At 65.0% G+C, this 21,303-nt stretch carries 21 protein-coding genes; 12 read left to right on the top strand and 9 right to left on the bottom strand.

The genetic code is table 11. From position 1 onward, the window contains the following. Nucleotides 1-3: 3 nt before the first annotated feature. From SB751_RS14180 to SB751_RS14155, 6 genes are all read left to right on the top strand, one after another. Nucleotides 4-1,269 (top strand): amidase, encoded by a 1,266-nt coding sequence (locus SB751_RS14180; protein ID WP_410748156.1) that lies wholly within the window; start codon nucleotides 4-6, stop codon nucleotides 1,267-1,269. Beyond that, the gene (locus SB751_RS14175) at nucleotides 1,262-2,005 is read left to right on the top strand and encodes a sulfite exporter TauE/SafE family protein (protein WP_250025395.1); all 744 of its coding nucleotides are present in this window, start codon (nucleotides 1,262-1,264) and stop codon (nucleotides 2,003-2,005) included. Before SB751_RS14180 ends, SB751_RS14175 begins: the two co-directional genes overlap by 8 nt. Before the next feature lie 10 nt (nucleotides 2,006-2,015). Further along, nucleotides 2,016-2,801, top strand: coding sequence for an IclR family transcriptional regulator (locus SB751_RS14170; RefSeq protein WP_144198349.1), 786 nt, complete (start codon nucleotides 2,016-2,018; stop codon nucleotides 2,799-2,801). A gap of 318 nt (nucleotides 2,802-3,119) precedes the next feature. Continuing rightward, nucleotides 3,120-3,431 carry a hypothetical protein gene (locus SB751_RS14165; RefSeq protein WP_144198348.1) on the top strand — a complete coding sequence of 104 codons (312 nt, stop codon included), beginning with the start codon at nucleotides 3,120-3,122 and terminating at the stop codon, nucleotides 3,429-3,431. Between the two features lie 73 nt (nucleotides 3,432-3,504). Beyond that, nucleotides 3,505-5,274 (top strand): SulP family inorganic anion transporter, encoded by a 1,770-nt coding sequence (locus tag SB751_RS14160; protein WP_410748155.1) that lies wholly within the window; start codon nucleotides 3,505-3,507, stop codon nucleotides 5,272-5,274. A 15-nt stretch (nucleotides 5,275-5,289) separates the two neighbouring features. After that, nucleotides 5,290-6,714, top strand: a complete 1,425-nt coding sequence (locus SB751_RS14155; RefSeq protein WP_144198346.1) for a DUF2252 domain-containing protein — start codon at nucleotides 5,290-5,292, stop codon at nucleotides 6,712-6,714. A 36-nt stretch (nucleotides 6,715-6,750) separates the two neighbouring features. Here the strand turns inward: SB751_RS14155 and SB751_RS14150 are convergent, their stop codons facing one another. Continuing rightward, a complete protein-coding gene (locus SB751_RS14150; RefSeq protein WP_144198345.1) occupies nucleotides 6,751-8,124 on the bottom strand; it encodes a glutamate decarboxylase in 1,374 nt (457 codons plus the stop codon). Nucleotides 8,125-8,448: 324 nt separating this feature from the next. Between SB751_RS14150 and SB751_RS14145 the strand changes: the two genes are divergently transcribed. From SB751_RS14145 to aspT, 3 genes are all read left to right on the top strand, one after another. Beyond that, complete coding sequence (locus SB751_RS14145; RefSeq protein ID WP_186296862.1) at nucleotides 8,449-8,946, top strand: hypothetical protein; 498 nt, start codon at nucleotides 8,449-8,451, stop codon at nucleotides 8,944-8,946. A gap of 26 nt (nucleotides 8,947-8,972) precedes the next feature. Beyond that, on the top strand, nucleotides 8,973-9,743 hold the full coding sequence (locus SB751_RS14140; protein ID WP_244844414.1) for a hypothetical protein: 771 nt from the start codon (nucleotides 8,973-8,975) through the stop codon (nucleotides 9,741-9,743). Between the two features lie 92 nt (nucleotides 9,744-9,835). Beyond that, nucleotides 9,836-11,524, top strand: coding sequence for an aspartate-alanine antiporter (gene aspT / locus SB751_RS14135; protein WP_211942592.1), 1,689 nt, complete (start codon nucleotides 9,836-9,838; stop codon nucleotides 11,522-11,524). 13 nt (nucleotides 11,525-11,537) lie between these two features. Here aspT and SB751_RS14130 read toward each other — a convergent pair whose 3' ends face one another. The 4 genes from SB751_RS14130 to SB751_RS14115 form a co-directional block, all read right to left on the bottom strand. Next, the gene (locus tag SB751_RS14130; RefSeq protein ID WP_244844415.1) at nucleotides 11,538-15,224 is read right to left on the bottom strand and encodes an autotransporter outer membrane beta-barrel domain-containing protein; all 3,687 of its coding nucleotides are present in this window, start codon (nucleotides 15,222-15,224) and stop codon (nucleotides 11,538-11,540) included. Between the two features lie 173 nt (nucleotides 15,225-15,397). Next, entirely contained in the window at nucleotides 15,398-16,045 is a 648-nt protein-coding gene (locus tag SB751_RS14125; protein WP_144198341.1) for a LysE family translocator, read from the bottom strand. A gap of 92 nt (nucleotides 16,046-16,137) precedes the next feature. Beyond that, a complete protein-coding gene (locus SB751_RS14120) occupies nucleotides 16,138-16,953 on the bottom strand; it encodes an AraC family transcriptional regulator (protein ID WP_144198340.1) in 816 nt (271 codons plus the stop codon). Nucleotides 16,954-17,000: 47 nt separating this feature from the next. Next, nucleotides 17,001-17,291: a hypothetical protein gene (locus SB751_RS14115; protein WP_092296383.1), complete on the bottom strand. Its 291-nt coding sequence runs from the start codon at nucleotides 17,289-17,291 to the stop codon at nucleotides 17,001-17,003. Between the two features lie 283 nt (nucleotides 17,292-17,574). Here SB751_RS14115 and SB751_RS14110 point away from each other — a divergent pair, with 283 nt between their 5' ends. After that, nucleotides 17,575-17,736 carry a hypothetical protein gene (locus tag SB751_RS14110; protein ID WP_250025396.1) on the top strand — a complete coding sequence of 54 codons (162 nt, stop codon included), beginning with the start codon at nucleotides 17,575-17,577 and terminating at the stop codon, nucleotides 17,734-17,736. Nucleotides 17,737-18,004: 268 nt separating this feature from the next. Next, the gene (locus tag SB751_RS14105) at nucleotides 18,005-18,181 is read left to right on the top strand and encodes a LysR family transcriptional regulator (RefSeq protein WP_144198339.1); all 177 of its coding nucleotides are present in this window, start codon (nucleotides 18,005-18,007) and stop codon (nucleotides 18,179-18,181) included. On the opposite strand, the gene SB751_RS14100 is transcribed toward SB751_RS14105, so the two are convergent. Next, nucleotides 18,150-18,575 (bottom strand): MerR family transcriptional regulator, encoded by a 426-nt coding sequence (locus SB751_RS14100; protein WP_144198338.1) that lies wholly within the window; start codon nucleotides 18,573-18,575, stop codon nucleotides 18,150-18,152. The genes SB751_RS14105 and SB751_RS14100 overlap by 32 nt on opposite strands. A gap of 160 nt (nucleotides 18,576-18,735) precedes the next feature. Here SB751_RS14100 and SB751_RS14095 point away from each other — a divergent pair, with 160 nt between their 5' ends. Next, a complete protein-coding gene (locus SB751_RS14095) occupies nucleotides 18,736-18,954 on the top strand; it encodes a DUF2188 domain-containing protein (RefSeq protein WP_211942593.1) in 219 nt (72 codons plus the stop codon). Nucleotides 18,955-19,019: 65 nt separating this feature from the next. On the opposite strand, the gene SB751_RS14090 is transcribed toward SB751_RS14095, so the two are convergent. The 3 genes from SB751_RS14090 to SB751_RS14080 form a co-directional block, all read right to left on the bottom strand. Further along, a complete protein-coding gene (locus SB751_RS14090) occupies nucleotides 19,020-19,214 on the bottom strand; it encodes a DUF1059 domain-containing protein (RefSeq protein ID WP_092296395.1) in 195 nt (64 codons plus the stop codon). 62 nt (nucleotides 19,215-19,276) lie between these two features. Beyond that, nucleotides 19,277-20,278: a Bug family tripartite tricarboxylate transporter substrate binding protein gene (locus SB751_RS14085; RefSeq protein WP_144198336.1), complete on the bottom strand. Its 1,002-nt coding sequence runs from the start codon at nucleotides 20,276-20,278 to the stop codon at nucleotides 19,277-19,279. A 45-nt stretch (nucleotides 20,279-20,323) separates the two neighbouring features. After that, the gene (locus SB751_RS14080; protein WP_211942595.1) at nucleotides 20,324-21,298 is read right to left on the bottom strand and encodes a tripartite tricarboxylate transporter substrate binding protein; all 975 of its coding nucleotides are present in this window, start codon (nucleotides 21,296-21,298) and stop codon (nucleotides 20,324-20,326) included. Nucleotides 21,299-21,303: the final 5 nt, after the last annotated feature.

Raw genomic sequence — 21,303 nt, 5'->3', positions numbered from 1 at the left:
AACATGGAATCCCTTAATTCGTCGTACCCCCCGGCCAGCGTGCAGGAGCGCATCGCTTCCGCGCTGGTCCGCGCGCGGCAGCGTAACCGTACGCTACGCGCATTTGTCGAACTCGATGCATTGGGCGCGATGCGTCGCGCAGCCGAACTAGACGCCCTCTCCGCCGATGCGCACGGGCCGCTCCATGGCGTGCCGGTGGCCGTCAAGGAGGTCATCGATGCGGCGGGTCAGCCCTGCGCCTGGGGATCTCCACTGCATGCCGGGCGAAGGCCCGCCGGGAATGCCGCGCTGTTGCAGCGGCTGATAGATGCCGGCGCCGTGCCGATTGGCATCACGGCATCCACCGAGTACGCGCTCGCAGCCGCTGCGGCCACTGTGCACCCGCGCGACGCGCTGCGCTCTCCGGGCGCTTCGTCAAGCGGCTCGGCAGCGGCATTGGGCGCGGGCCTGGTGCCGCTTGCATTGGGCACACAGACCATCGGCTCGATCATCCGGCCCGCCGCATATTGCGGCGTAGTGGGATTCAAGCCGAGTTTCGGGCGCTACCCGACCACGGGCATGCTGTGCCTGTCCGCGCGGCTGGACCACCCTGGCCTGCTGGCCGCTAGCGTGGCGGATGTGATGGCGGCGGACCACGTGTTGACCGATAGCCCGGCCGAAGTGTCCGGGAACACGCCGTTGGCACTGCGGGTGTTGCAGCCGTGGTTCCCGGAGGAGGTATCGGCACCGGTATCGTCTTCGCTCGATGCGTGCTATCAGTACCTGCGCGGTGCGGGTTTCGGTCTCGATCCACTCACGATCGACGCCGATATCGTGGCGGTGGAGGCTGAACTGACCGATATATTGCTCACCTACGAACTCGCCCAGCGTCATGGCGCAACGCTTCGCGCCGCGCCGGCAGGCCAGGTGTCGGCGAAGCTGATGGCAATGGTCGAGCGTGGCGATCAGGTGAGTGCCGTGCGCTTCGATGAGGCCATCGCGCAGCAGGCCGCGATTTCCATGCGGCTCAATGCCATGCTGCGTCCCGGCGAGGTCGCGCTGGCGCCCGCCACGATTGGCGTGGCTCCGCTGCTTGCCGAGGGGTCCGGTTCGCGTGCGCCCCAGCGCCTGTGGACACTGTCCGGCCTCCCCGCGCTGACGTTGCCCGTCGGCGAGCGCGATGGCCTGCCGGTTGGCGTTCAACTGGTCGGCCGCCTTGGCGAGGATGCCGCGCTATTGCAAGCGGCCGCACGCGTCGAATCGATCTTGCGCAAACGGTCCAATGACTAGCACGAGCTGGATGCCGCTGGCGGCCACCACCGCGATCGTATTCGCGGGCACACTCGTGCGCGCGGTATCGGGACTTGGCTTCTCTCTGGTAGCGGTTCCGCTGCTGTCGCTGGTATGGTCACCGGCGCAGGCGGTCGCGATCGCGGTGCTGTTCCAAACGTTGAGCACGCTGCCAATCGTGGCGGGCGAGTATCGGCTGCTCGACTGGCGGCTGCTGGCGCGCATCTGTGCGGGAGGCGTGGTCGGCATGGTGCCCGGCCTCGCGCTGATGCAGTGGTTGCCAGAGCCCGCAATGCGCGTCGCGCTGGCAACCATCCTGTTACTGTCGATCGGTATCATCGTGGCGGGCCGGCGGCTGATCCGCACAATGACGCCGTCCCGACTCATGGTGGTGGGTGTCTGCGCCGGCGTGGCACAGGGCATGGCCGGCGTATCGGGGCCGCCGCTGATGGCGGGCCTGATGGCGACTCCCGGCCTGGAGCCACGCCAGGCCCGGCTGACCGCGACATCGGTATTCCTGCTTCTCGGCATGGTCTCGGTGACCACGCTCGGCATGCGCGGCGCGTTTGGCGTGATGAGCGTGAGCGATTACGCTATTTCTGGCGTCGGTATGATCGGGGGCCATATGGCCGGCGAGCGGCTGTTTGCGCTAGGCGGTGCCGATGGCTTTCGCAGGTATGTACTGCTGGTATTGTGCGCGTCAGCATTGCTGACGCTGGCGCCCTTGTGGCGATAGGCCTTTGTTGATGATCGATATGGAAGAGAACGAACGCACCCGCACCACAGGCTCAGCGCTCGAGAAGGCCGTTGGCATTCTGGAAGCACTGGGCGAACACGTACGCGCACTAAGTCTTAGCGAGCTCGCCGAACTCACGACGATGCCCAAGCAGACCGTCCATCGTGTGGTGCGCCAGCTTGAGGAGCTCGGGCTCATCGCACGTGAAACCGGCAGTGACCGCTTTATCTTTGGTGCGCGCCTGCGCCAGATCGGCGTGTCGGCACTGTCGGCACCGCGCCAGTCACTGGCCACACGCCAGATCCTGACCGAGCTGGTAGCCGAGATCGGCGAGACCTGCAATATCGGCGTGCTCGACGGCGAGCAGGTGCTCTACGTCGACCGCGTGGAATGCCATTGGCCACTGCGCGTGCAGTTGCGCCCCGGCAGCCGCGTCCCGTCGCACTGCACCGCCATCGGCAAACTGCTGCTCGCTCACCTGCCAGGCGCCCAGCGGCGGGAACTGCTGCCGCGCCTGGAACTTGCCGCCTTCACGCGCAACACGCTGGTCACCGTGCCGGACCTCGAGGCCGCACTGGCCACCATCCGCGGCCAGGGCTATGCGATCAACCAGGAAGAGGACTCGCTCGGCCTCAATGCCATGGCCGTACCGGTACGTGATGCATCGGGGAAGGTGCTGGCCGCGCTGGCGGTACATGCGCCGACCGCGCGTCTGCCGCTTGACGAGATGCTGGCACGCCGCCCGCTGCTCGAGGCAGCAGCCGGGAAGGTGGCGGAGATCCTGTTCGGCGCCTGAAGGGGCTGACCAGGAGCTCCCGCAGCGGATCCACTCACGACGAGTACGTTCCACGTCACTAGCACGTGGTGACGCATTTCGACGCCCGAAGCCCGGATCGTGGTCGTTAGTCCGGGAAGGATGAGCCACGTCTCCCGCCGCCCTTCGATGGCTTGCGTTGCGTCAACGATAGCCTGTGAATGTCGCCTACTTTTCATGGAAAGCAGTCGCGACTGTTCGACAGACGTCCGATCGAACGCAGCAGATGACATGCATACCAGAACGTCTGTTTGCCAATTGGCGACGCTGCAGTAGCGAAACACAGGCAGGAGACGATGTATGCACAAGCGCAACAGCCCTCGACAGCAGGGCCCGGCCTCGGACGCCGAGGGTCTGAGCGCCCTCCTCTATCAGTTGTCTCACCTGATCTCGCAGGGCATGTTGCGTCCGGAGTTCGTGCGCGATCTGGGTGACGAACTTCATGCGGAGATCGATATGCTGCTTAAGTCTCCACGCGCGAAGCACCAGGACGTGGCGGGCCTTAGCGATGCCAGGGCACGCTTCGACGAAACCCTGTTATGTGCCCGTAGCAAGTTGCTGCTAGATGCTGTCAATCGTACCGAAGCACCGCTAAACCCGTCCTGCGAATAAAGCGCAGATCTCTTCATATACCCGAAGGCCAGAGCCGCGTCGGGGTCGGTTCCACGAAGATGGGGAGGACGTCATGCGCGAGCAGCTCGCGAATCCAGACGCATCGCAACCACCGGCGCCGTCGTCAACTGGCTGGCGCGCTGTGTTTCCGCCATGGCAATGGCTGTCCAACTATTCGTGGGGATATCTTCCACACGATGCGGTGGCAGGTGTCACGCTGGCCGCGTATGGCATTCCGGTATCCCTGGCGTATGCCTCGCTTGCCGGATTGCCGCCGGAGTACGGCATCTACTGCTACCTGGTCGGCGGCCTGTTCTATGCAGTATTCGGCACATCGCGCCAGCTCGCGATTGGACCGACATCGGCCATTTCAATGCTGGTTGGCGTCACCGTGGCCGGGATGGCCGCCGGAGACCCGGCGCGCTGGGCTTCCATTTGCGCGCTGACTGCCGTGCTGATCGCCGTGATGTGTTTCCTGGCATGGCTGTTGAGACTCAGTTCACTCGTCAATTTCATCAGCGAGACCATCCTGTTGGGCTTCAAGGCCGGCGCGGCCCTGACCATCGCCCTGACCCAGCTGCCAAAACTGTTTGGTGTCAAAGGCGGGGGCGAGTTCTTCTTCGAGCGCGTGGGAATCCTCGCCACCCAGCTTCCACATACCAACATCACAGTGCTGGCGTTTGGCGCAGCAGTCATCGTGGTACTGCTGCTGGGGGAACGATTCCTGCCCGGCAAGCCCGTTGCACTCGCCGTGGTCATGGTCTCCATTGTGATCGCGTCGATCGCCTCGCTGGAGCCGCTAGGGTTCAAGGTGGTGGGGGCCATACCGCAGGGCCTGCCAGCATTTCGGGTGCCGGAGTTGCGGCTGCGGGACGTTGACGGCATCGTGCCGCTGGCCTTTGCATGCCTGCTCCTATCCTACGTAGAGAGCGTATCGGCCGCGCGGGCACTTGCGCAGGCACATCAGTATGAGATCGATGCGCGGCAGGAGCTATTGGCCCTGGGTGCGGCGAACCTGGCGGCGGGACTGTTCCAGGCTTACCCGGTCGCAGGCGGACTCTCCCAGTCGTCTGTCAATGACCAGGCCGGCGCGAAGACCCCACTGGCACTCGTGTTCGCCTCCATCGCGGTTGCGCTGTGCCTGATCTTCCTCACGGGCCTGCTGGCAAACCTGCCCACCGTCGTGCTGGCAGCCATCGTCCTGGTGGCAGTGAAGGGATTGGTCAATTTGACGGAGCTTCGCCACGTCTGGCGCGTGAGCCGGTTCGAGTTCGTGGTCTCCATGGTGGCGTTCGCCGCCGTGCTTCTGCTCGGCATCCTGAAAGGCGTGATCATCGCGGTGCTGGTTTCAATGGTGCTGATCATCCGGCGCGCCGCGCATCCGCATGTTGCGGTGCTGGGACGGATACCGGGTACGCGGGCATTTTCAGACGCTGAGCGCCATCCAGAGAACGAACCCGTGCCGCACACGCTCGTGCTGCGCCCGGAGGCCTCGCTGCTCTATTTCAACGTCGACCACGTCCGTGCCCGCATTCGCGAAGAGTGCCGCAAGTTCGCAGGACCGTTGTCGCGGGTCATCTGCGACCTCTCGGCCGCTCCCGCCGTGGATATCGCGGGGGCACGCATGCTGGCCGCCCTTGCCGACGAGCTGCATGCGGCGGGCGTACAGCTACGGCTCGTAGGCGCACTCGGCGAGGCGCGAACCCTGCTTCGCGCGGAAGGGCTGGACCACAGTGTGGGCGAGATAGACCGGCAGACGTCAGTCGCCGATATCGTGGAAAGCGATCATGGATACGAAACAGCGCAGCGCGAGCCGGCCTTGCTGCGGGGCGATCCGGTTTGAGAAAAGGAGTCCGGGATGACGAAACTAGACAAACGCCAGATGAGTACCGCAGTCCCGACACATCCGGCGGGTTACCTGACGGCGGACGAACGCGCCGCCAAAGGCCGCGCCCTGCGCGACATGGCCCCGCGCGCATCGCAGGCCGGTTGGCATCCCCCGCCAAACCGCATCGATCCCGTGGAGTGCCTGAAGGCATCGAATGAGGGGCGGATCCTCCAGCTGGTACCCATCCGATTCGGCCGCATGGCGGCCTCCCCGTTTGCCTTCTATCGAGGCGGGGCGGCCATCATGGCGGCGGACCTCAGCACCACACCGACCAGTGGTATCCGCGTGCAGGCGTGTGGGGACGCGCACCTCATGAACTTCGGGGGGTTCGCCACGCCAGAGCGCAACGTGATCTTCGATATCAACGATCTCGACGAAACGCTGCCGGCGCCATTCGAGTGGGACCTCAAGCGTCTGGCGGCCAGCGCCGCCATCGCCGCCGAACATCTTGCCTTGCCAAAGGCCGACGCGGCCCGCGTGGTGACCGACCTGGTCAGGGAGTATCGCGAGCGCATGTTCAACTATGGCTGGATGCGATCGCTGGACGTCTGGTACGACAGGATTGATCTGCAGAAGTATGAGGATCGTAATGGCGACCCCGCGGTGGTTGCGCAGGCGCGCAAGCGTCTGGCCGAGCGCCTCGAGGCGGAACGACGCAAATCGGTTCCGGACTACCTCTATCCGAAGCTCGTCACGGATGCGGGCACCACGCCGCGTATCAAGGACGAGCCACCGCTGATCTTCCATCCGACAGAGGAACTGGCGCCCGGCATGGCATCAGGTTTCTCCGAGGCGCTGTCGGTCTATCGCGACAGCCTGCCGGCCCACACCCGCGTGCTATTCGACCGCTTTCACCTTGTGGATCTTGCCGTCAAGGTGGTTGGCGTCGGCAGCGTCGGCACAATGTGCGCCGTCGCCCTGTTCCTGGCGTCCGATAACGATCCCATCTTCCTGCAGGTAAAGGAAGCAAGAGCATCGGTGCTGGAACCGTACGCGGGCGCGAGCCAGCATGAGAATCATGGCGAGCGCGTCGTCGCCGGGCAGCGCCTGATGCAGGCGGCCAGCGACGTCTTTCTTGGGTGGACCCGAGGCAAGAACGGCCGCGACTTCTTCGTCCGACAGTTGCGCGACATGAAACTCAGCGCGGTGATTGAAGACTGGGACACCGGCATGCTTCGCCAGTATGGACGGATGTGCGCCCACGCGCTGGCCCGCGCCCATGCGCGCTCCGGGGATGCCGCCGTGATCGCCGGATACATGGGCTCCGGCCAAACGTTTGACGACGCCATCTGCGAATTCGCCACAGAGTACTGCTCGCAGAATCGCGGAGATTATCGAGCCTTTCTCGCAGCCATCCGGGACGGACGCATCGAGGCGCAGAGGGAGGAAATATAGGCAGGGAGAGGCCAATAGGCCCCTCCACTCCTCCCACTAGCACTTGACCTGCGTTGTCTTCTCCTTGGCGTGGAGCATGGGAGGCTTCGCATTGCCGCCATTCTTTTCGAGGTATTGGCAGGCCTTGACGATATCCTGCGCGAGCAACATCGCCACGGTGTGATTGATGTGCGGCCGAATGACAACGCGCAGGCTCGTCACCGACTCCGCGTTCGGCGGCATCGTATAGGCAGACAATACCCAGCCGCGCTCCCTTACCTTGTTCGAGACGTCGAATTCGTTGAAATTCTTGAACTTCTTGTTCAGGGTCACAGCCACTACCGGAATGCGCTGGCTCTCGTTCATGATGTCGAAATACCCGCTTTCGACCAGAACCTTGCGCAATGCAATCGCGTTGTCCAAGGTGTGCTTCATGACCCGCCGATACCCATCGAAGCCGAGATGCAGGAAGAGGTAGTACTGCACGGCGACCTGGAACGCGTTGCGGCTGAAGTTGAGCGTGGCGGTGGGCATCTCCCCGCCCAGATAATTCACATAGAAGACCAGATCCTCGTTGAAGATCTTGCGCTCGCGGAAAATCACCCATCCCAGCCCCGGCGGCGTCAACCCATACTTATGGCCCGAGGCATTGATCGATAACACCCGTGGCAGACGGAAATCCCATTTGTAATCGGGGTACAGGAACGGGTTCACAAAGCCGCCGGAAGCCCCATCGATATGCATCGGCACCGAGATGCCTGTGCGCTGCTCGTAGGCGTCCAGCCAGTCGTGAATGGCCTGGATGTCGTCGTCTTCCCCGGTGAATGTCTGTCCAGCAATCGCGACGACAGCAATCGTGTTTTCGTCAACGTACTTGTCAAGGTCTTCGGCAGTCAGCCGATAGTTACCTGGCTTGAGCGGTACGATGCGTGGCTCGACATCGAAATAGCGCAGGAATTTCTTCCAGACAATCTGCACGTTGCCGCCCGTCACCATATTGGGTCGCGTGGCGTCCTTGCCCTCCGCCTGGCGTTTCTGCCGCCAGTTCCATTTGTGCGCGAGGCCCGCAAGCATGCAGGCCTCGGACGAGCCGACGGTCGCCGTGCCATAGGGCTCCGCACCTTTGGGCCCGTTCCAGAGCTGATGCAGCCAGCGCACCATCCGTTGCTCGTTCGCGAAGACCTGCGGGTACATATCGTGGTCGATATAGTTCTTGAAGATGTTGCGCGCAGCAACCTCTCTCGCCTCCGGCTCCGCCCACGTCGTCACGAAAGACGACATATTCAGCATCGGATTCGCGTCGGTCCATTCTTCACTGATTACCACCGCGGCCGCTGCACGCGCTGACATGCCCTCCTTCGGAAATTGATCATCGGGCACCTTGAAATTGAATTCATCGTAGGCGGTAACCTTGTCTGAAATGACGGCCATTATTCACCTCGCTTAGCGCTTAACCCAATGGACGAAGCGTCCTTCGGGATTCTTTTTGTCCAGCGCCACGCGCTCGCGACAGTCGCTTACGCCCTCGGCCCACTGGGTAATGTCCACGCTAGGTGATGTCGTACTGAAATGCTTGCTGCAGATCAACAAAAAAGGCAGGGCGGCTCGCCCTTGCGTGTCGGATACCCGACAAGAAGACGACTGAGCAATTCCAGCGCACTTCGCGCGAACAGGTTGATATAGCGCAATGGCGGATGGAGATAATCGCCTTTCCTTATCTGTGAAGGGGGAGTCTTACGCATCTGGCGAGGCCTTATGAATATCGAGCGCAGGAAGGTCAGCACTGTTCTGACTGTCATCGCCGTACTGATCCTCGTAGCTGCGCTGCCGTCGGCCGTGCGCGAGACGTTCGAGACCGGGAGAATCTATCTCTTCTCGCACCAGTTTCTTGAGGAGCTGCCGCAACGTCTCACGGGCCCTGGCCGGATGCGTTTTGTCCTGCAACCGCTGATTGCCGTCATTCTCGGCGTTCGTGCCGGGTGGCGCGATGCTCATGCGGGACGCCTCCCCTATATCCATGCCCTGGTCACCGATGCCGCGCATCGCAAGGATCTGCTGCGCAGCGGCTTGTCTGCAGTACGCGACTTGCTGGCCATGGGCATTACGCTGGATGCCCTGGCGCAACTGCTTATTTATGGTGTGGTGCATCCCGGTGCGGCGGCCGTGCTCGGGCCAGTACTGATCTGCCTCCCGTACGCCGTGGCACGCGCCCTGGCCAATCGGGTGGTCAATCTGTTTCCCCGCGCGCGCTGAGACGCTCTCGTTTATCGGAGAAGACCGTGGAACTGGTCGTCAAGGATTACCCGCTACTGGTGTTCCTGATCACACTCATCACGTTATGGTTGGCCGAATGGCTCGGCTCGCGCCTGCTGTTTCAGGAGCGCGATGCAGCAGAGCGATCCGATTCGAGCGACGGCGTCATCCAGGGTTCCGTGCTGACACTGCTGGCCTTGCTGATTGGCTTCAGCTTCGCCATGGCGGTGAATCGCTACGATTTGCGCAAGAACTACGAGGAAGCGGAAGCCAACGCCATCGGCACGGAATTCCTCCGCGCGGGATTTCTGCCTGGTGAGGACGCAGAGAAGACTCGTAACCTGCTCAGGCTGTATCTGGACCAGCGGCTGCGCTTTTACACGATCCGTGACGCTACGCAACTCCAACACGCCAATGCCGAGACTTCGGCATTGCAGACGCAGCTCTGGACCATCGTGCAGCGGAACGCCATCGCCGAACCAAATGTGGTCCTCGCGCTGGTGGCGGCGGGAATGAACGATGTACTGAACAGCGAAGGCTACACGCAGGCAGCGTGGTGGAACCGCATTCCGAGTGCCGCGTGGTTGTTCATGCTGCTGGTTGCGATCTGCAGCAATGTGCTCATCGGATACGCAGTCAGGAAGTCGCGCTCGGAGCGAAGGATGCTGTTCGTGCTGCCACTGGTTGTCGCGGCGTCGTTCATGCTGATCGCGGACATCGATAGCCCGCGCGGCGGCCTGATCCGGGTGGACCCGCACAACCTCCTCCGGCTCGCCGAATCGCTTCGAGCCCAATGAGCGTCGCTTGGGAGCCGGCGCACAGTCCCGCGTGGTTCTGGACGAAGAGATGGAATCCACGCCGTATCCCTTGCTGACAATGGAGTATCACCATGTCCTGGCTCGCATCGACGTTAAAGGCGTATCCGGAGATCGCCATCTTCCTCGCGCTGTGCATTGGCTACTGGGTGGGGGGCAAGAGCTTCAAGGGCTTCAGCCTTGGCGCGGTCACTGCAACCCTGCTCGTCGCCATCGCCATCGGCACGCTCGGCGTCACCATCTCACCCAACGTCAAGGCTGTGTTCTTCCTGATGTTCCTCTTCGCCGTGGGGTATAGCGTCGGCCCGCAATTCGTGCGTGGCATCGCCCGTGACGGCGTGCCCCAGGTCATTTTTGCGGCCGTGTCATGCCTGCTCTCCCTGGCTGCCGTGACCGGGGCGGCGGTCATGGCCCACTACAGCCTGGGCTCGGCGGCCGGATTGTTCGCGGGATCGCAGACCATCTCCGCCTCGATGGGCCTGGCCACCGATGCCATCAACCGCCTGGGCCTGCCGCCGGACGAGACCCGCGAACTGCTGGAGAGCATGCCCATCGCCTATGCCGTTACCTATATCTTTGGCACGGTGGGGTCAGCCCTGATCCTCGCGCAGCTCGGGCCAAAGCTGCTGGGAATCGATCTTGTTGCCGCATGCAAGGACTACGAGCGGGAACTCGGCGCAGGAGAAGCCGCCGAAGCGGGGACGGAATGGCATGACTTCGAGATCCGCGCTTATCGCGTTGGGGCGGACAGTCCGTTCATCGGCAGGACGGTTGCAGACCTGGAAGCCCACACCCCGGAGGGCCATCGCGCCTTCATCGAGCGCATTCGGCGCGATGGCGGGATCATCGAACCGGCGATGGACACAAAGCTGGCGCCCGGCGATATCGTCGCAATTGGCGGCAAGCGTGACCAGCTGATCGAACGGATGGGGCCGATGTCCCTGGAGGTCGAGGATGCCGAACTCCTCGATGTGCAGACCGAGGGGGTCGACATCTATGTCACCAACAAGGCGGTGGATGGCCGCACGCTCCGCGAACTGGCCCGCTGGCCGGGAGCGCGTGGGGTGTTTCTCAAGCACATCAAGCGGGGGCCGACCGAAACCGGCATTCCGCTATTGCCGAAGACCAAGCTTTACCGTGGTGACGTGATCACGGTGGTGGGCCGAACCCAGGACATCAACGCTGCGGCCCGGCAACTGGGTTACATCGACCGCCCGACCAAAGTGACGGATGTGGCCTCCATGTCGCTGGCCATCCTGATCGGTGCGCTGGTGGGCGCGGCCGTGCTGAGGCTGGGCAGCATCCCACTGACGATTTCCACCGCCGGCGGCACGCTCATCGCTGGATTGCTGTTCGGGTGGATCCGGGCGATACGGCCAACGTTCGGCCAGATTCCCGAGCCCACGATCTGGTTCATGAGTTCGGTCGGCCTGAACGTCTTCATCGCCGTGGTGGGCATCTCCGCCGGTCCGGGCTTCATCGCGGGCCTGCAGAAGCTCGGCATCAGCCTGCTGCTCTGGGGCATCTTCGCTACCACTGTGCCGTTGCTGGTCAGCATGTTCCTGGCCAAGTACGTATTCCGCTTTCACCCGGCCATCCTGCTGGGGGCTTGCGCCGGCGCCCGGGCCACCACGGCGGCACTGGGCATGATCTGCGAAGTGGCACAGAGTCAGGTTCCGGGTCTCGGCTATACGGTGTGCTATGCCGTCGGCAACACGCTCCTCACGATCTCGGGGATGGTCATCATCATGATTCTGTCTTGAGGCTGAAGACCCCCTACCACGTGTACTTCACCCCCGCGCGCACCACATATTGGTAGAAGCTCTGCGCGCCCCACGCGCCCGAGACATTGGTCCAGCCGGTCCAGCGCTTGCGGAAGTCCACATTGACGCCGATTTTCACTTCGTACCGATTGTCCGGGTACATGCTCCCCACGGGAAGCTGATTGAACGACACGTTGCTGCCCACGCTGGTATGCCACCAGTTGAGGGTCAGGTACGGCTGCCATTTGCGCGCGTCATCGCGCACATAGGTGCGATGCAGTCGCGCCCCGAGCCGCGTGATCCAGCCGTGCGAATCCGCCCCGCTCACGCGCGTGCCATTCGGCTCCGTGATGTCGTCCTCACTGTAGCCGACGTAGATCAACTGGCCCTGCGGCTCGATGACCCAATCGTGGCGCAGTGGCATGGCGTAACCGCCCTCCGCCGATACGGCGAAGCCCTGCGCGTGGTAGCGGACCACCGGCAGCAGGTCGCCCTCCACGCGATTGGTGAACCAGCCGTACTGGAACCAGGTGTCCACGTAGGCGCCGAGCTTGTGTTCGTCATTCTGGTACCAGGTGCCGTAGGCGCCCACGCTCCACCCTTCTACCCGCCCCTTGGCTCGGAAGGCGTTGCCCTGCGCTTGCGCGTCCGTCCAGGCGTTGCCGTAGCTGCCCATCAGGCCGAGGTGCGCGCGCGCGGCTTCGCCGAAGACCTTCCACTTGGCCAGTTCGGCGCCGCCCTGGAGCAGGAAGGCGTCCGTGCTGGTCTTGAACACGCCATTGCTGCTGTGGCTGCCCTCCCACTTGCCTACCGCGCGCAACCAGCCTGAGCGCGGCTTGTCGTTCTCGCGGTCGAAATCCTGTCCTTCTACATACTGCGGCTCGCCCAGCCGGTCATGCAGGCTATGGACAAACATCTGCCCGGCCAGGCGCTGGTTGGCCAGGTAGGCCGCCACCTCGGGGCGATAGAGCGCGCCGGCCGGCGTTGGAGGCGGGGTCGGGCCTGGGTCCTGTTCGGACCGCAGATACCAGACGTTTGCGGCGCTGCCATCCGGCGCGCCCTGGAACAGCCGGTATTCGTAGGCGCCGGCCACGGCGCGGCCATCCAGCGCAAAGGCGCCGGGCGCACTGTCGCTGGCCGCCGGACTCAGGATTTCCACGAGCGGAATGCCGTTGGCGACCGTGAGCGCACCCTGTCCGCCGACGTTGTTGACCCGAATCCGCGTGGCGCCGCCGGAGCCGGTCGCCGTGGCATCCGCAACGAGCATGTCGGCACGCGAGGCAGGCCCGCCCTCATTGAGCACGGCATTGAGCTTCAGTGTGCCGCCATTGGAGACATAGCGTCCCCCGCCGTACTGCCCCGCCGTCTGGCCGCCGCCGATCAAGAGCACGTTGCCGACCGCCGTACCGCCGCCTGTCAGATCGATGGTTCCACTGTTGGTGAACGTCTGCACGCCAAGGATCTGCCCCTGCACCGCGCCGCCGGCTACCGGCGTGTTGGCCGTCTGGCCCAGCGGCAGATAAGCGCCGGCCGGGTTGAACGTGACGATGGCGTCGGCCGGTTGCCGCGTGCCGCCCGCCCCTGACACCGGCTGCGCGGCCAGCGCAAGCGTGCCGGCGTTATCGACCGTGTTGTTCAGGCCCGTGCCGAGGTTGGCGATTGCCACGTTCCAGCTGTCCCGCGAGCCGCTTCCCGTGCTATCCGCGAAGCTGCGCAGGTTCCACGTGCCGCTATTGTTGAGCGTGACGTCAGACGTTGCCGCCGAGACAACACCCGTCATCGTGCCAGTGTTGTCGAGCCGGAACGATCCCGCCGAGCCGTTGCTGTCGGCACGCACGGCCTGATCGCTCAGGGCCTCGATGGAAGACGCATTCCGCACGAGCTGTGTCAGCCCGGCCGTGGCGATGCCCGCGCTCGTGCCCCATCCCGCCCGAACCGGCTGGAGGTTCTGCACATCGACCGCGCCGCCCACCGAGGTGATCTCCAGGCCCGACGCATTGTTCCCGACGGTCGAGATCGCCCCTTCATTGACGACGGACATCGCTGCCGCGCCGCTGCCCCGCGCCAGGATGCCCTGCGCGTCGATCGCGCCAAGCGTCTGGATCGCGCCGCGATTGATGATGGTCTGCGCGCCCGTTCCCGAGAGCGTGGCGATCCCACGCTGGGCGTTGCCGCGCGCCGTCAGCGTGCCGGCATTCTGCACGGTGACTTTCCCCAGCCCAGTGCCGCCGTTGTAGCCGCTGCCCGCCACGATGGCCGCGCCGCTGCCATTCACGTCGATGCTGCCGCTCAGGAAATTGATGTCGACATCGCCGCCCAGACTGGTGCCTTGCAGACCGAACGAACCGCCGCCGGATCCTTCTCCACCGCCATTGTCCGAGTGCGTGATGATCGTGCCCTGCGCCGTGATGCCGACCGTGTTGGTCGCCGCACCCGTGGTGGCGTAGATCCCGTTGGCATTGCCGTTGAAGGTTTCGAGGCGGGCACCGGTGTAGGTCACCTGCGTATTGCCGCTGACGGAATGCGCGCGAATGGCAGCCGAGCCGTCGCCGTAGGTGGTGATGTTGCCCGAATAGTCGACGGTGACGGCCCCGGCTTCCGCGCCAACGGTAATGCCGAAGGCGCGCACCGTTGCAGCGTTGCCGAACACTGTAATGTCACCGGTGCCCGTGACGGTGGCCGTCCCGCCAGCCCGGGCGATCATATAGATGCCGCGTGAGCCCTCGGCATTCCCCGTGGCGCCAACCGTGATCGGCGCCCGGTTGTCGACCGACAGCGAGCCCGATGTGGTCAGCCCCGATGTGACATAGATGCCATGCCCCGCCTGCCCCGTGGCCAAAATGGCGCCCTCGTTGACCACCGCGACGTCGCCGCCCTGCGTGCTGGATCGGATGCCGAAGCCGTTCAGCCCGTCGGTGGTGATGGCGCCGCCGTTGCGGATGCGGGTGGTGCCGGTACCGGCATCGGTCATGATGCCGAACGCATTGGTCGCGGTCGCCCGGACCGTGGCGTTGCTGTCGATGGTGATGGCGCCGCTGCCGGGGCTGTAGGCGCGTATACCGGCATGATTGGCGGGGCCCGCCTCGAGACCCGGGTCCGACGGATCCTCGATTGCCGTGGTGTTGTCGATAAGGAAGGTCACGCCGCTGCCGACCGTCGCCGAGACCGCGCCCGCACTGGTCGCCGTAGTCTTCACGTTCATGCCGTGGCCGCCGACCGTCGAAATGGTCCCGCTGCCCTGATGCACGATGGCGGCGCTGCCGCCGCCGTTGGCAGTGATGTCCAGGCCGTCGTGCTCGTTCCCGCCGACCCGGTTCGTGATGTTGAGCGTCGTGCCGGGCGTCACGGTAATCGTCGAACTGCCCGGGCTCAGGTTGATTACGCCAACCCCGTCCAGGCCAGCGCCCTGCATGGTGATCGACGTGGTGCCGCCGTCGAGGATCGCGGCGGCATTGCCGGCAGTGACGGTGCCGGTGACCTGGGCCGTCACGCCGTTCGCGGCCGCCGCCGGCTGGTTGATGATGGTGGTGCCCGCCACGGTTGCCGTGGCGTTGGCTGCGGACGTGGTCGCCCGGATACTGGCCCCGGCCGTCGTATTGAACGTGGTGCCCGTCAGGGTGCCGATATTGGCCGCCGTACCCGCTGTCGGCTGGCAGAACACGCCAACCGAGAACGTTCCGCTGATACTCGTACTGCACATGGACGTCTGCGCTTGCAGTGCCGAGGGGAACAATGCTGCGGCGCCCAGTGCGATCCGCGTCCTCACACAACGTCCCGGCCGCCCCATATAGTCTCCCGTGCCATAGTCAGACGTGGTCGAACCAGTATGGAGTGCCAAATCTGACGGGCAAGTGAAACTTTTGGCAAAGCGAGTTAAAGCCGTTGCATCGCCCCGATTGCCCGCCGGCCCACCACCACGAGCACCCCCGCCCCGAACACGATCAGCATGCCGCCCGCCGCCCGTTCCAGTTTCGGCAGCGCCCGGGAGAAGCGCCGCAGCACGCGCGCGTGACCGATGGACACCGCGACCAGCAGGTCCCACCCCAGCACCGCGGCGAACATCCACACGCCGTACGCCACCTTCCACGGCGCGCTGGCGTGCGGCCCGCTCAGCATGGCGGCCAGGCTGGCGTAGAACAAGGCGTTCTTGGGGTTGAGGATGCCGGACAGGAAGCCGCTGGCCACCGCCTGCGCCAAGCCGGTGGCCGCTCCGCCACCCTGGTTCGCCGCACCCAGCGGGGTGGCCCCGGCGAACCGCACGAACTGCCAGCCGAGATAGAGCAGGTACAGGCCGCCGGCCAGTTGCGTCAGGCCGAATAGCGCGCTGTCTGGTTGCATGGCCGAGACCCCCGCGAATGCCCCGGTGATGAACACGCCGTTGGCCAGCGCAATGCCGAGACACGCCCCGGCGGCGCGTCGCCAGCCGGCGGCCAGTGAGGTGCGGGCGATCAGGAAGAAGTCGGGGCCGGGCGACAGCAGCGCCAGAAAGTGGGCCGTGGCGACGATGAGGAATAGGTGCATGACGCGGACTCGCTGAGGAAACCGGCGGAGTCTGCCGCCCCGCACGGGCCGCGTCTTGAAGGAAATTGCAGGATTGGGGGGATCAGGCCCGATCAGGCCCGATACCGGGCCGGCGTCACGGCGGCGTGCGCCTTGAACACGCGCTGGAAGTGGCTCTGATCCGCAAAACCAAGCCGGTAGGCCACATCGGCAATCGCCTCGCCGGCCCGCAGGTGCTCGCGGGCCATGTTGACGCGCTGGTTGACCTGCCACGCGTGCGGCGTCATGCCGGTGGCCCGGCGGAAGGCGCGAATCAGCTGGTAGCGGCTCAGGCCAGCCAGCTCTGCCAGTGCCGCGAGCTGATGGCCCTCCACGGGCGAGTTGGCCAGCGCGGCGAACACGGCGGCCAGCCGCTGGCGCCAGACGGCCGCACCGGGCGGGTTCGTGTCGATGGCTTGCCCGGCCAGGCGCAGGGCGTCGCCCACAAAGAGAATCAGCGCGGCTTCCTTCTCGGGAATGCTGGCGGCGGAAAAAAGCAGCGCATTGAGCCGGCAGAACGCCTGGTAGTGCGCCGGCCGCTGCGTCACCCGAACCGTCGCGCCAAGGGCATCCGCCCCCTCCTCCGCACAGATCGCGGCGACCCAGCCGGGCTCAAGATGGAGCATCTGGTAGCTCCAGGCGCTGTCCGGCGCCGGGTTGCAGGCATGGACGTGGCCCGGCGGCACAATCACCAGCGTTCCGGGGTGCAGCGTCACCGGCGCGGGGCCGGTGCCCGTGAAAGCGCTGGCGCCGCCATCCACGGCGCCAATCGACCAGGTCGGATGGCTATGCGGCCGATAGGCCGCACGGCTCTGGCACGCCCGGCGGCTCTCGACGCAGGGCATGGCGGGGTCGCGCCAGAACTCGGTGGTGTCATCGGGGCCAGTCATGGCGGCGATTCTACCTTCGAGGAACCGCCGCACCCTGCCCCTATCCATCACTTCGACTGCACGATCACCGTACCTTCGGTAATCGTCGGTGCGCCCACGGAGATTCCGGTAGCGTGCTCCGCGATCCAGGTCTTGGCGACCTTGACGCTTTCGTCCGTGCCCGCCTTGTCGGTGCAGGTGGTCACCGAAAAGCCGCCGGCGTCTCCGCGCACCAGCGTGTAGCTGAGCAGGCCCTGAACTTCCCGCATCAACGGTTCGATCTCGTCCTTGTGTTGTGCCAGCAGGTCGAATAGCTCGCTGGCGCCGCTTCCTGAATACGTTCTGACGACGGTGTGCATGATGGGTCCTCCATTGCTTGGGCCCCGGCTTTTCGCGCAGTGCGCAAAGTTAAGCTGCAACGGAATCAGTCTAGATGCCAGTGGGCCCGGCAAGCCCCCGGGCGCGGGATTAACCGCCCAGCAAATCGCCGTTGACCAGGATGTGCAGCGTCCGGACGAACAGCACCACGATGGCGATACTCCTTGGGCGCCAGCGCCAGGAAGATGAACAGACCGAAGTAGAACAGCAAGGCGGCGAAGGTATCCACGCGCTGGGTCATGTTGGCTGGAGCTGGCGAAGCAGATGGCGAGGGTCGCCACGGTGCCCACGGTCCACATCCCCTCGGCCAGCGCCTGGCTCAGCGGAGCGACCACCGTAGACAGCAGCAGGATGGCGATGGTGATGGTGCCGAAGAAATTCCCCGCCACCGGGTGCCGGTACTCGCTGGCCTCCGCCGCCGGGTAGTCGAACCGCCTTGACCAGATAACCGGCGCCCAGCACGACGAACACAGCCAGCGCCAGCAGGCCGGCGATCCCCATCACCGACGCGAACAGGTTGACGGGCAGGTGCCTGACGGAGGCGGATTTCCGCAGGGTGTGGGGGCGAGGGTTCGAAAGCGTCGACACGGGAGGGACTCCAGATTGAGGGGGTTCGCCCGATACTAGATCCTTCCATCCATAAAGATAATCTGGCACGATCGGGAATCACCCTCCCAAAAATCGAGAATACGAGATGGCGGGCGCCCTGCGCGCGGGCGCGTTGCAGATCGTGCTCGAAGCGTTCGAGCCGCCGCCGTGGCCCATCAGCCTGGTCCACACCGGGCAGGGCCTGCTGCCGCTGAAGCTGCGCGCCTTCCTGGACTTCGCCGCGCCCCGGCTCAGGGCCCGGGTGGCGGAGGTAAGCGTTTGACGTTGGACAAGCTATCGATCAAGGGGCAGGACGTCCCGCTGCCATTGGCATGGCATTGCGCGATGAGGGTCTTCAGTTCGTCCCGCAGGCGTAGCAGATCCTTCAATCGATCTTCCACAAGCCCGAGCTTGTGTTCGGCCAGCGCGCGCGCCGTGCCGCACATGTCGCCATCGTCCTGGCGCAACAGGACGCGGACTTCGTCCAGCGTGAAGCCGAACGATTGCGCCCGGCGAATGAAATGAAGCCGTTGCAGGCTCTCGTCCGAATACTGGCGAACGGCGCCAAAGGCGCGCTCCGGCACCGGCAGCAGCCCGCACCGATGGTAGTAACGCACCGTCTCCACGCCAACCCCTGCTGCCTTGGCGAGCTTCCCGATTGTCATGGTGTGATGCATCGCGCTTGACTCCGTACCTTGGTACGCATCTAGGCTAGCGATAAATTTCTCGAAAGAAAATAGCGGCGAATACGGGGTTGCGGAGTTGCGGAGTTGCGGAGTTGCGCTGGGCTGCGTAGCGGTCCGGAGAAAACAAGAACATCCTGGAAAGGGAAGCGATATGCAATCGCGCATCATTCGCGTTCTGCCCGCGGAGACTGGCTGGTTATTGCAGTTTGATGGCCTCGATTTCAAGCCCCAGCGATTCACGACCATGGAAGCGGCCATTGCCGCCGGCTGGGACATGGCCCGGCGCGAGAACGCCGAGTTGCACATCCATCGTCAGGATGGGGATGTGCACCTGCGCAGGGCCTGGTACGACCCCTATCAGGATCGCTAGCCGCGTGCCGGAAGTGCGGGATCAGCCGCTGGCCGGTCCCGCCTCTCGCTTGACACCGCCGGCGCTCAGGCCGGCGGGGCACCCTCCTTGAACAAGGACTTCAGCTGCGTGCGCAGTTCAGGGGAATCCTGATGCTGATGCACCGCCACCGCATGCTGGACCGCAGCCTCGAGCAATTCGTCTTCATTGTCGGCGCTAAGCGCCACAGTGCAGTTTTTCTCGCTCGGATAGTCGCGGCAATCGATGTACTTGCGTCCCATATTGCCTCCTGACACCGGCCTGGGGCCGGTGCCTTGAAGTATAGGAGCGACGGCGGCAACGCCTAGTCCGGCTTGATGCCTGCGCGCGCCACGATCGGCTTCCAGCGTTGCTGCTCGGCCGCGATGAAGCGGGCGAATTCCTCGGGCGTGCTGCCCGCCACCAGCGCCGCGTCCGCACTGAGCCGCTCCACCGAGGTGGGACTCTTCACCGCCTTGATCGTGGCCTCCGCCAGCTTCGCCACCGCCGGCTGCGGCAGCGAGGCCGGCGCCAGCAGCCCGTACCACTGCGTCATTTCGAAGCCCGGATAGCCCTGCTCCGCCACCGTCGGCACGTCCGGCAGTTGCGGAATGCGCTGCGCCGTACCCGTGGCGATACAGCGCACCTTGCCCGTCTTGATGAACTGGATGATGGCCGGCGCGCCCACCGCCGCCGCGTCCAGCCGCCCGGACAGCAGGTCGGTGATCTGCGGGCCGCTGCCGCGATACGGCACGTGGGTAATGAAAGTGCCAGTGGTCGCCTTCAGGTACTCGAAGGCCAGGTGGCCGGCGCTGCCGTTGCCCGCCGAGCCGTAGTTCAGCTTGCCCGGCTTGCTCTTGGCCAGCGCCACGAATTCCTTGAGGTTCCTGGCCGGCAGGTCCGGGTGCACCACGTACAGGCTGGGCACCTTCGACAGCAGCGAAATCGGCCGGAAGTCCTTGTTCGGGTCGTACGGCAGCTTGGAGAAGATGTACGGATTGACCGCCAGCGTGCCGATGTGGCCGAGGATCAGCGTGTGGTTGTCGTCGGCCCGCGCCACCTCCCCCATGGCGATATTGCCCGCCCCGCCCGGCTTGTTTTCAACGAATACCGATACGCCGAGCAGCTTGGTCAGCTCCGCCGCCGTGGAGCGCGCCACGATCTCGGAACTGCCGCCCGGCGCAAACGGCACCACCAGCCGGATGGGTTTGGACGGCCAGGTTGCCTGCGCCCGCGCCAGCGTGGGCGCCAGCGCGCCGGCGCCCAGCGCGGCCATCAGCCCGAGCAGGTGCCGGCGCTCGGCGTCAAAGGGGGAATCTGCGGACATGGGGGTCTCCTTCGTTTTGAATGTTCTACGACGTCGCGCCGGCGCTTATTCCGGCTTGACGTTGCCGTCCTTGATGACCTTGGCCCAGAGCCGCGTCTGGGTATCGATAAAGCGCGCCGCCTCGGCCGGCGGGGCGCCTACCACCTCGCCGCCCAGCTCGGCCACGCGCTGGCGGATCTCCGGACTACCCATGACCTTCTGGAGCGCGCCCGACAGCCGCGCCACCACGGCTTCCGGCGTGTTGGCAGGCAGGAAGGCGGCATTCCATTCATAGACCTCGTAGCCCGCCACGCCGGCTTCCTGCATGGTCGGCACGTTGGGCAGCGCGGACGTGCGCGTATGGCTGGTCACCGCCAGCGGCCGCAGCTTGCCTGCCTTGATGTGCTGGAGGCTCGAAGCCACGTTGGCGAAGAACAGCGGCACCTGCCCGGCAATGACATCGGTCATCGCCGGGCCGCCGCCCTTGTATGGCACGTGGAGCAGGTCCACGCTGGCGCGCTGCTCGAACAGCACGCCGGACAGGTGCTGCGCCGAGCCGTTGCCTGACGAGGCAAACGCCACCGTGCCCGGCTTCTGCTTCGCCAGCGCCAGCACGTCCTTGACGTTCGTCGCCGGGAAGGCGGGATTGGCGACCAGTACATTGGGGTAGCGCGCCAGCACGCCCACCGCCCGGAACGCCTTGGCGGGGTCGTAGGGCAGGCGCGGATAGAGGCTTGGGTTCACCGCGTAGGAGGACGCGTCCACCATCAGCGTGTAGCCATCGGGCGCGGCTTTGGCCACGTACGACGCGCCAATCTGCCCGCCCGCCCCGGGGCGGTTTTCCACGATCACCGTCTGGCCGAGTTCCCGGCCCAGCCCCGGCGCAATCAGCCGCGCCATCAGGTCGGCGCCGCCGCCGGGCGGATAGGTGACCACGATGGTCAGCGGCCGCGTGGGCCATGGCTGAGCGGGGTCGGCGGCGTGCAGCAGGGTCGGCTGCAAGGCCAGGCAAGCCAGGGTGAGAGGGATCAGGGAACGCATGGGGT

This window comes from Cupriavidus sp. SIMBA_020 (assembly GCF_046535395.1).
GTDB classification, from domain to species: Bacteria; Pseudomonadota; Gammaproteobacteria; order Burkholderiales; family Burkholderiaceae; genus Cupriavidus; species Cupriavidus campinensis.
The sequence above is the reverse complement of the archived record's forward strand: the minus strand, read 5'-3'. Positions and strand labels throughout refer to the sequence as shown.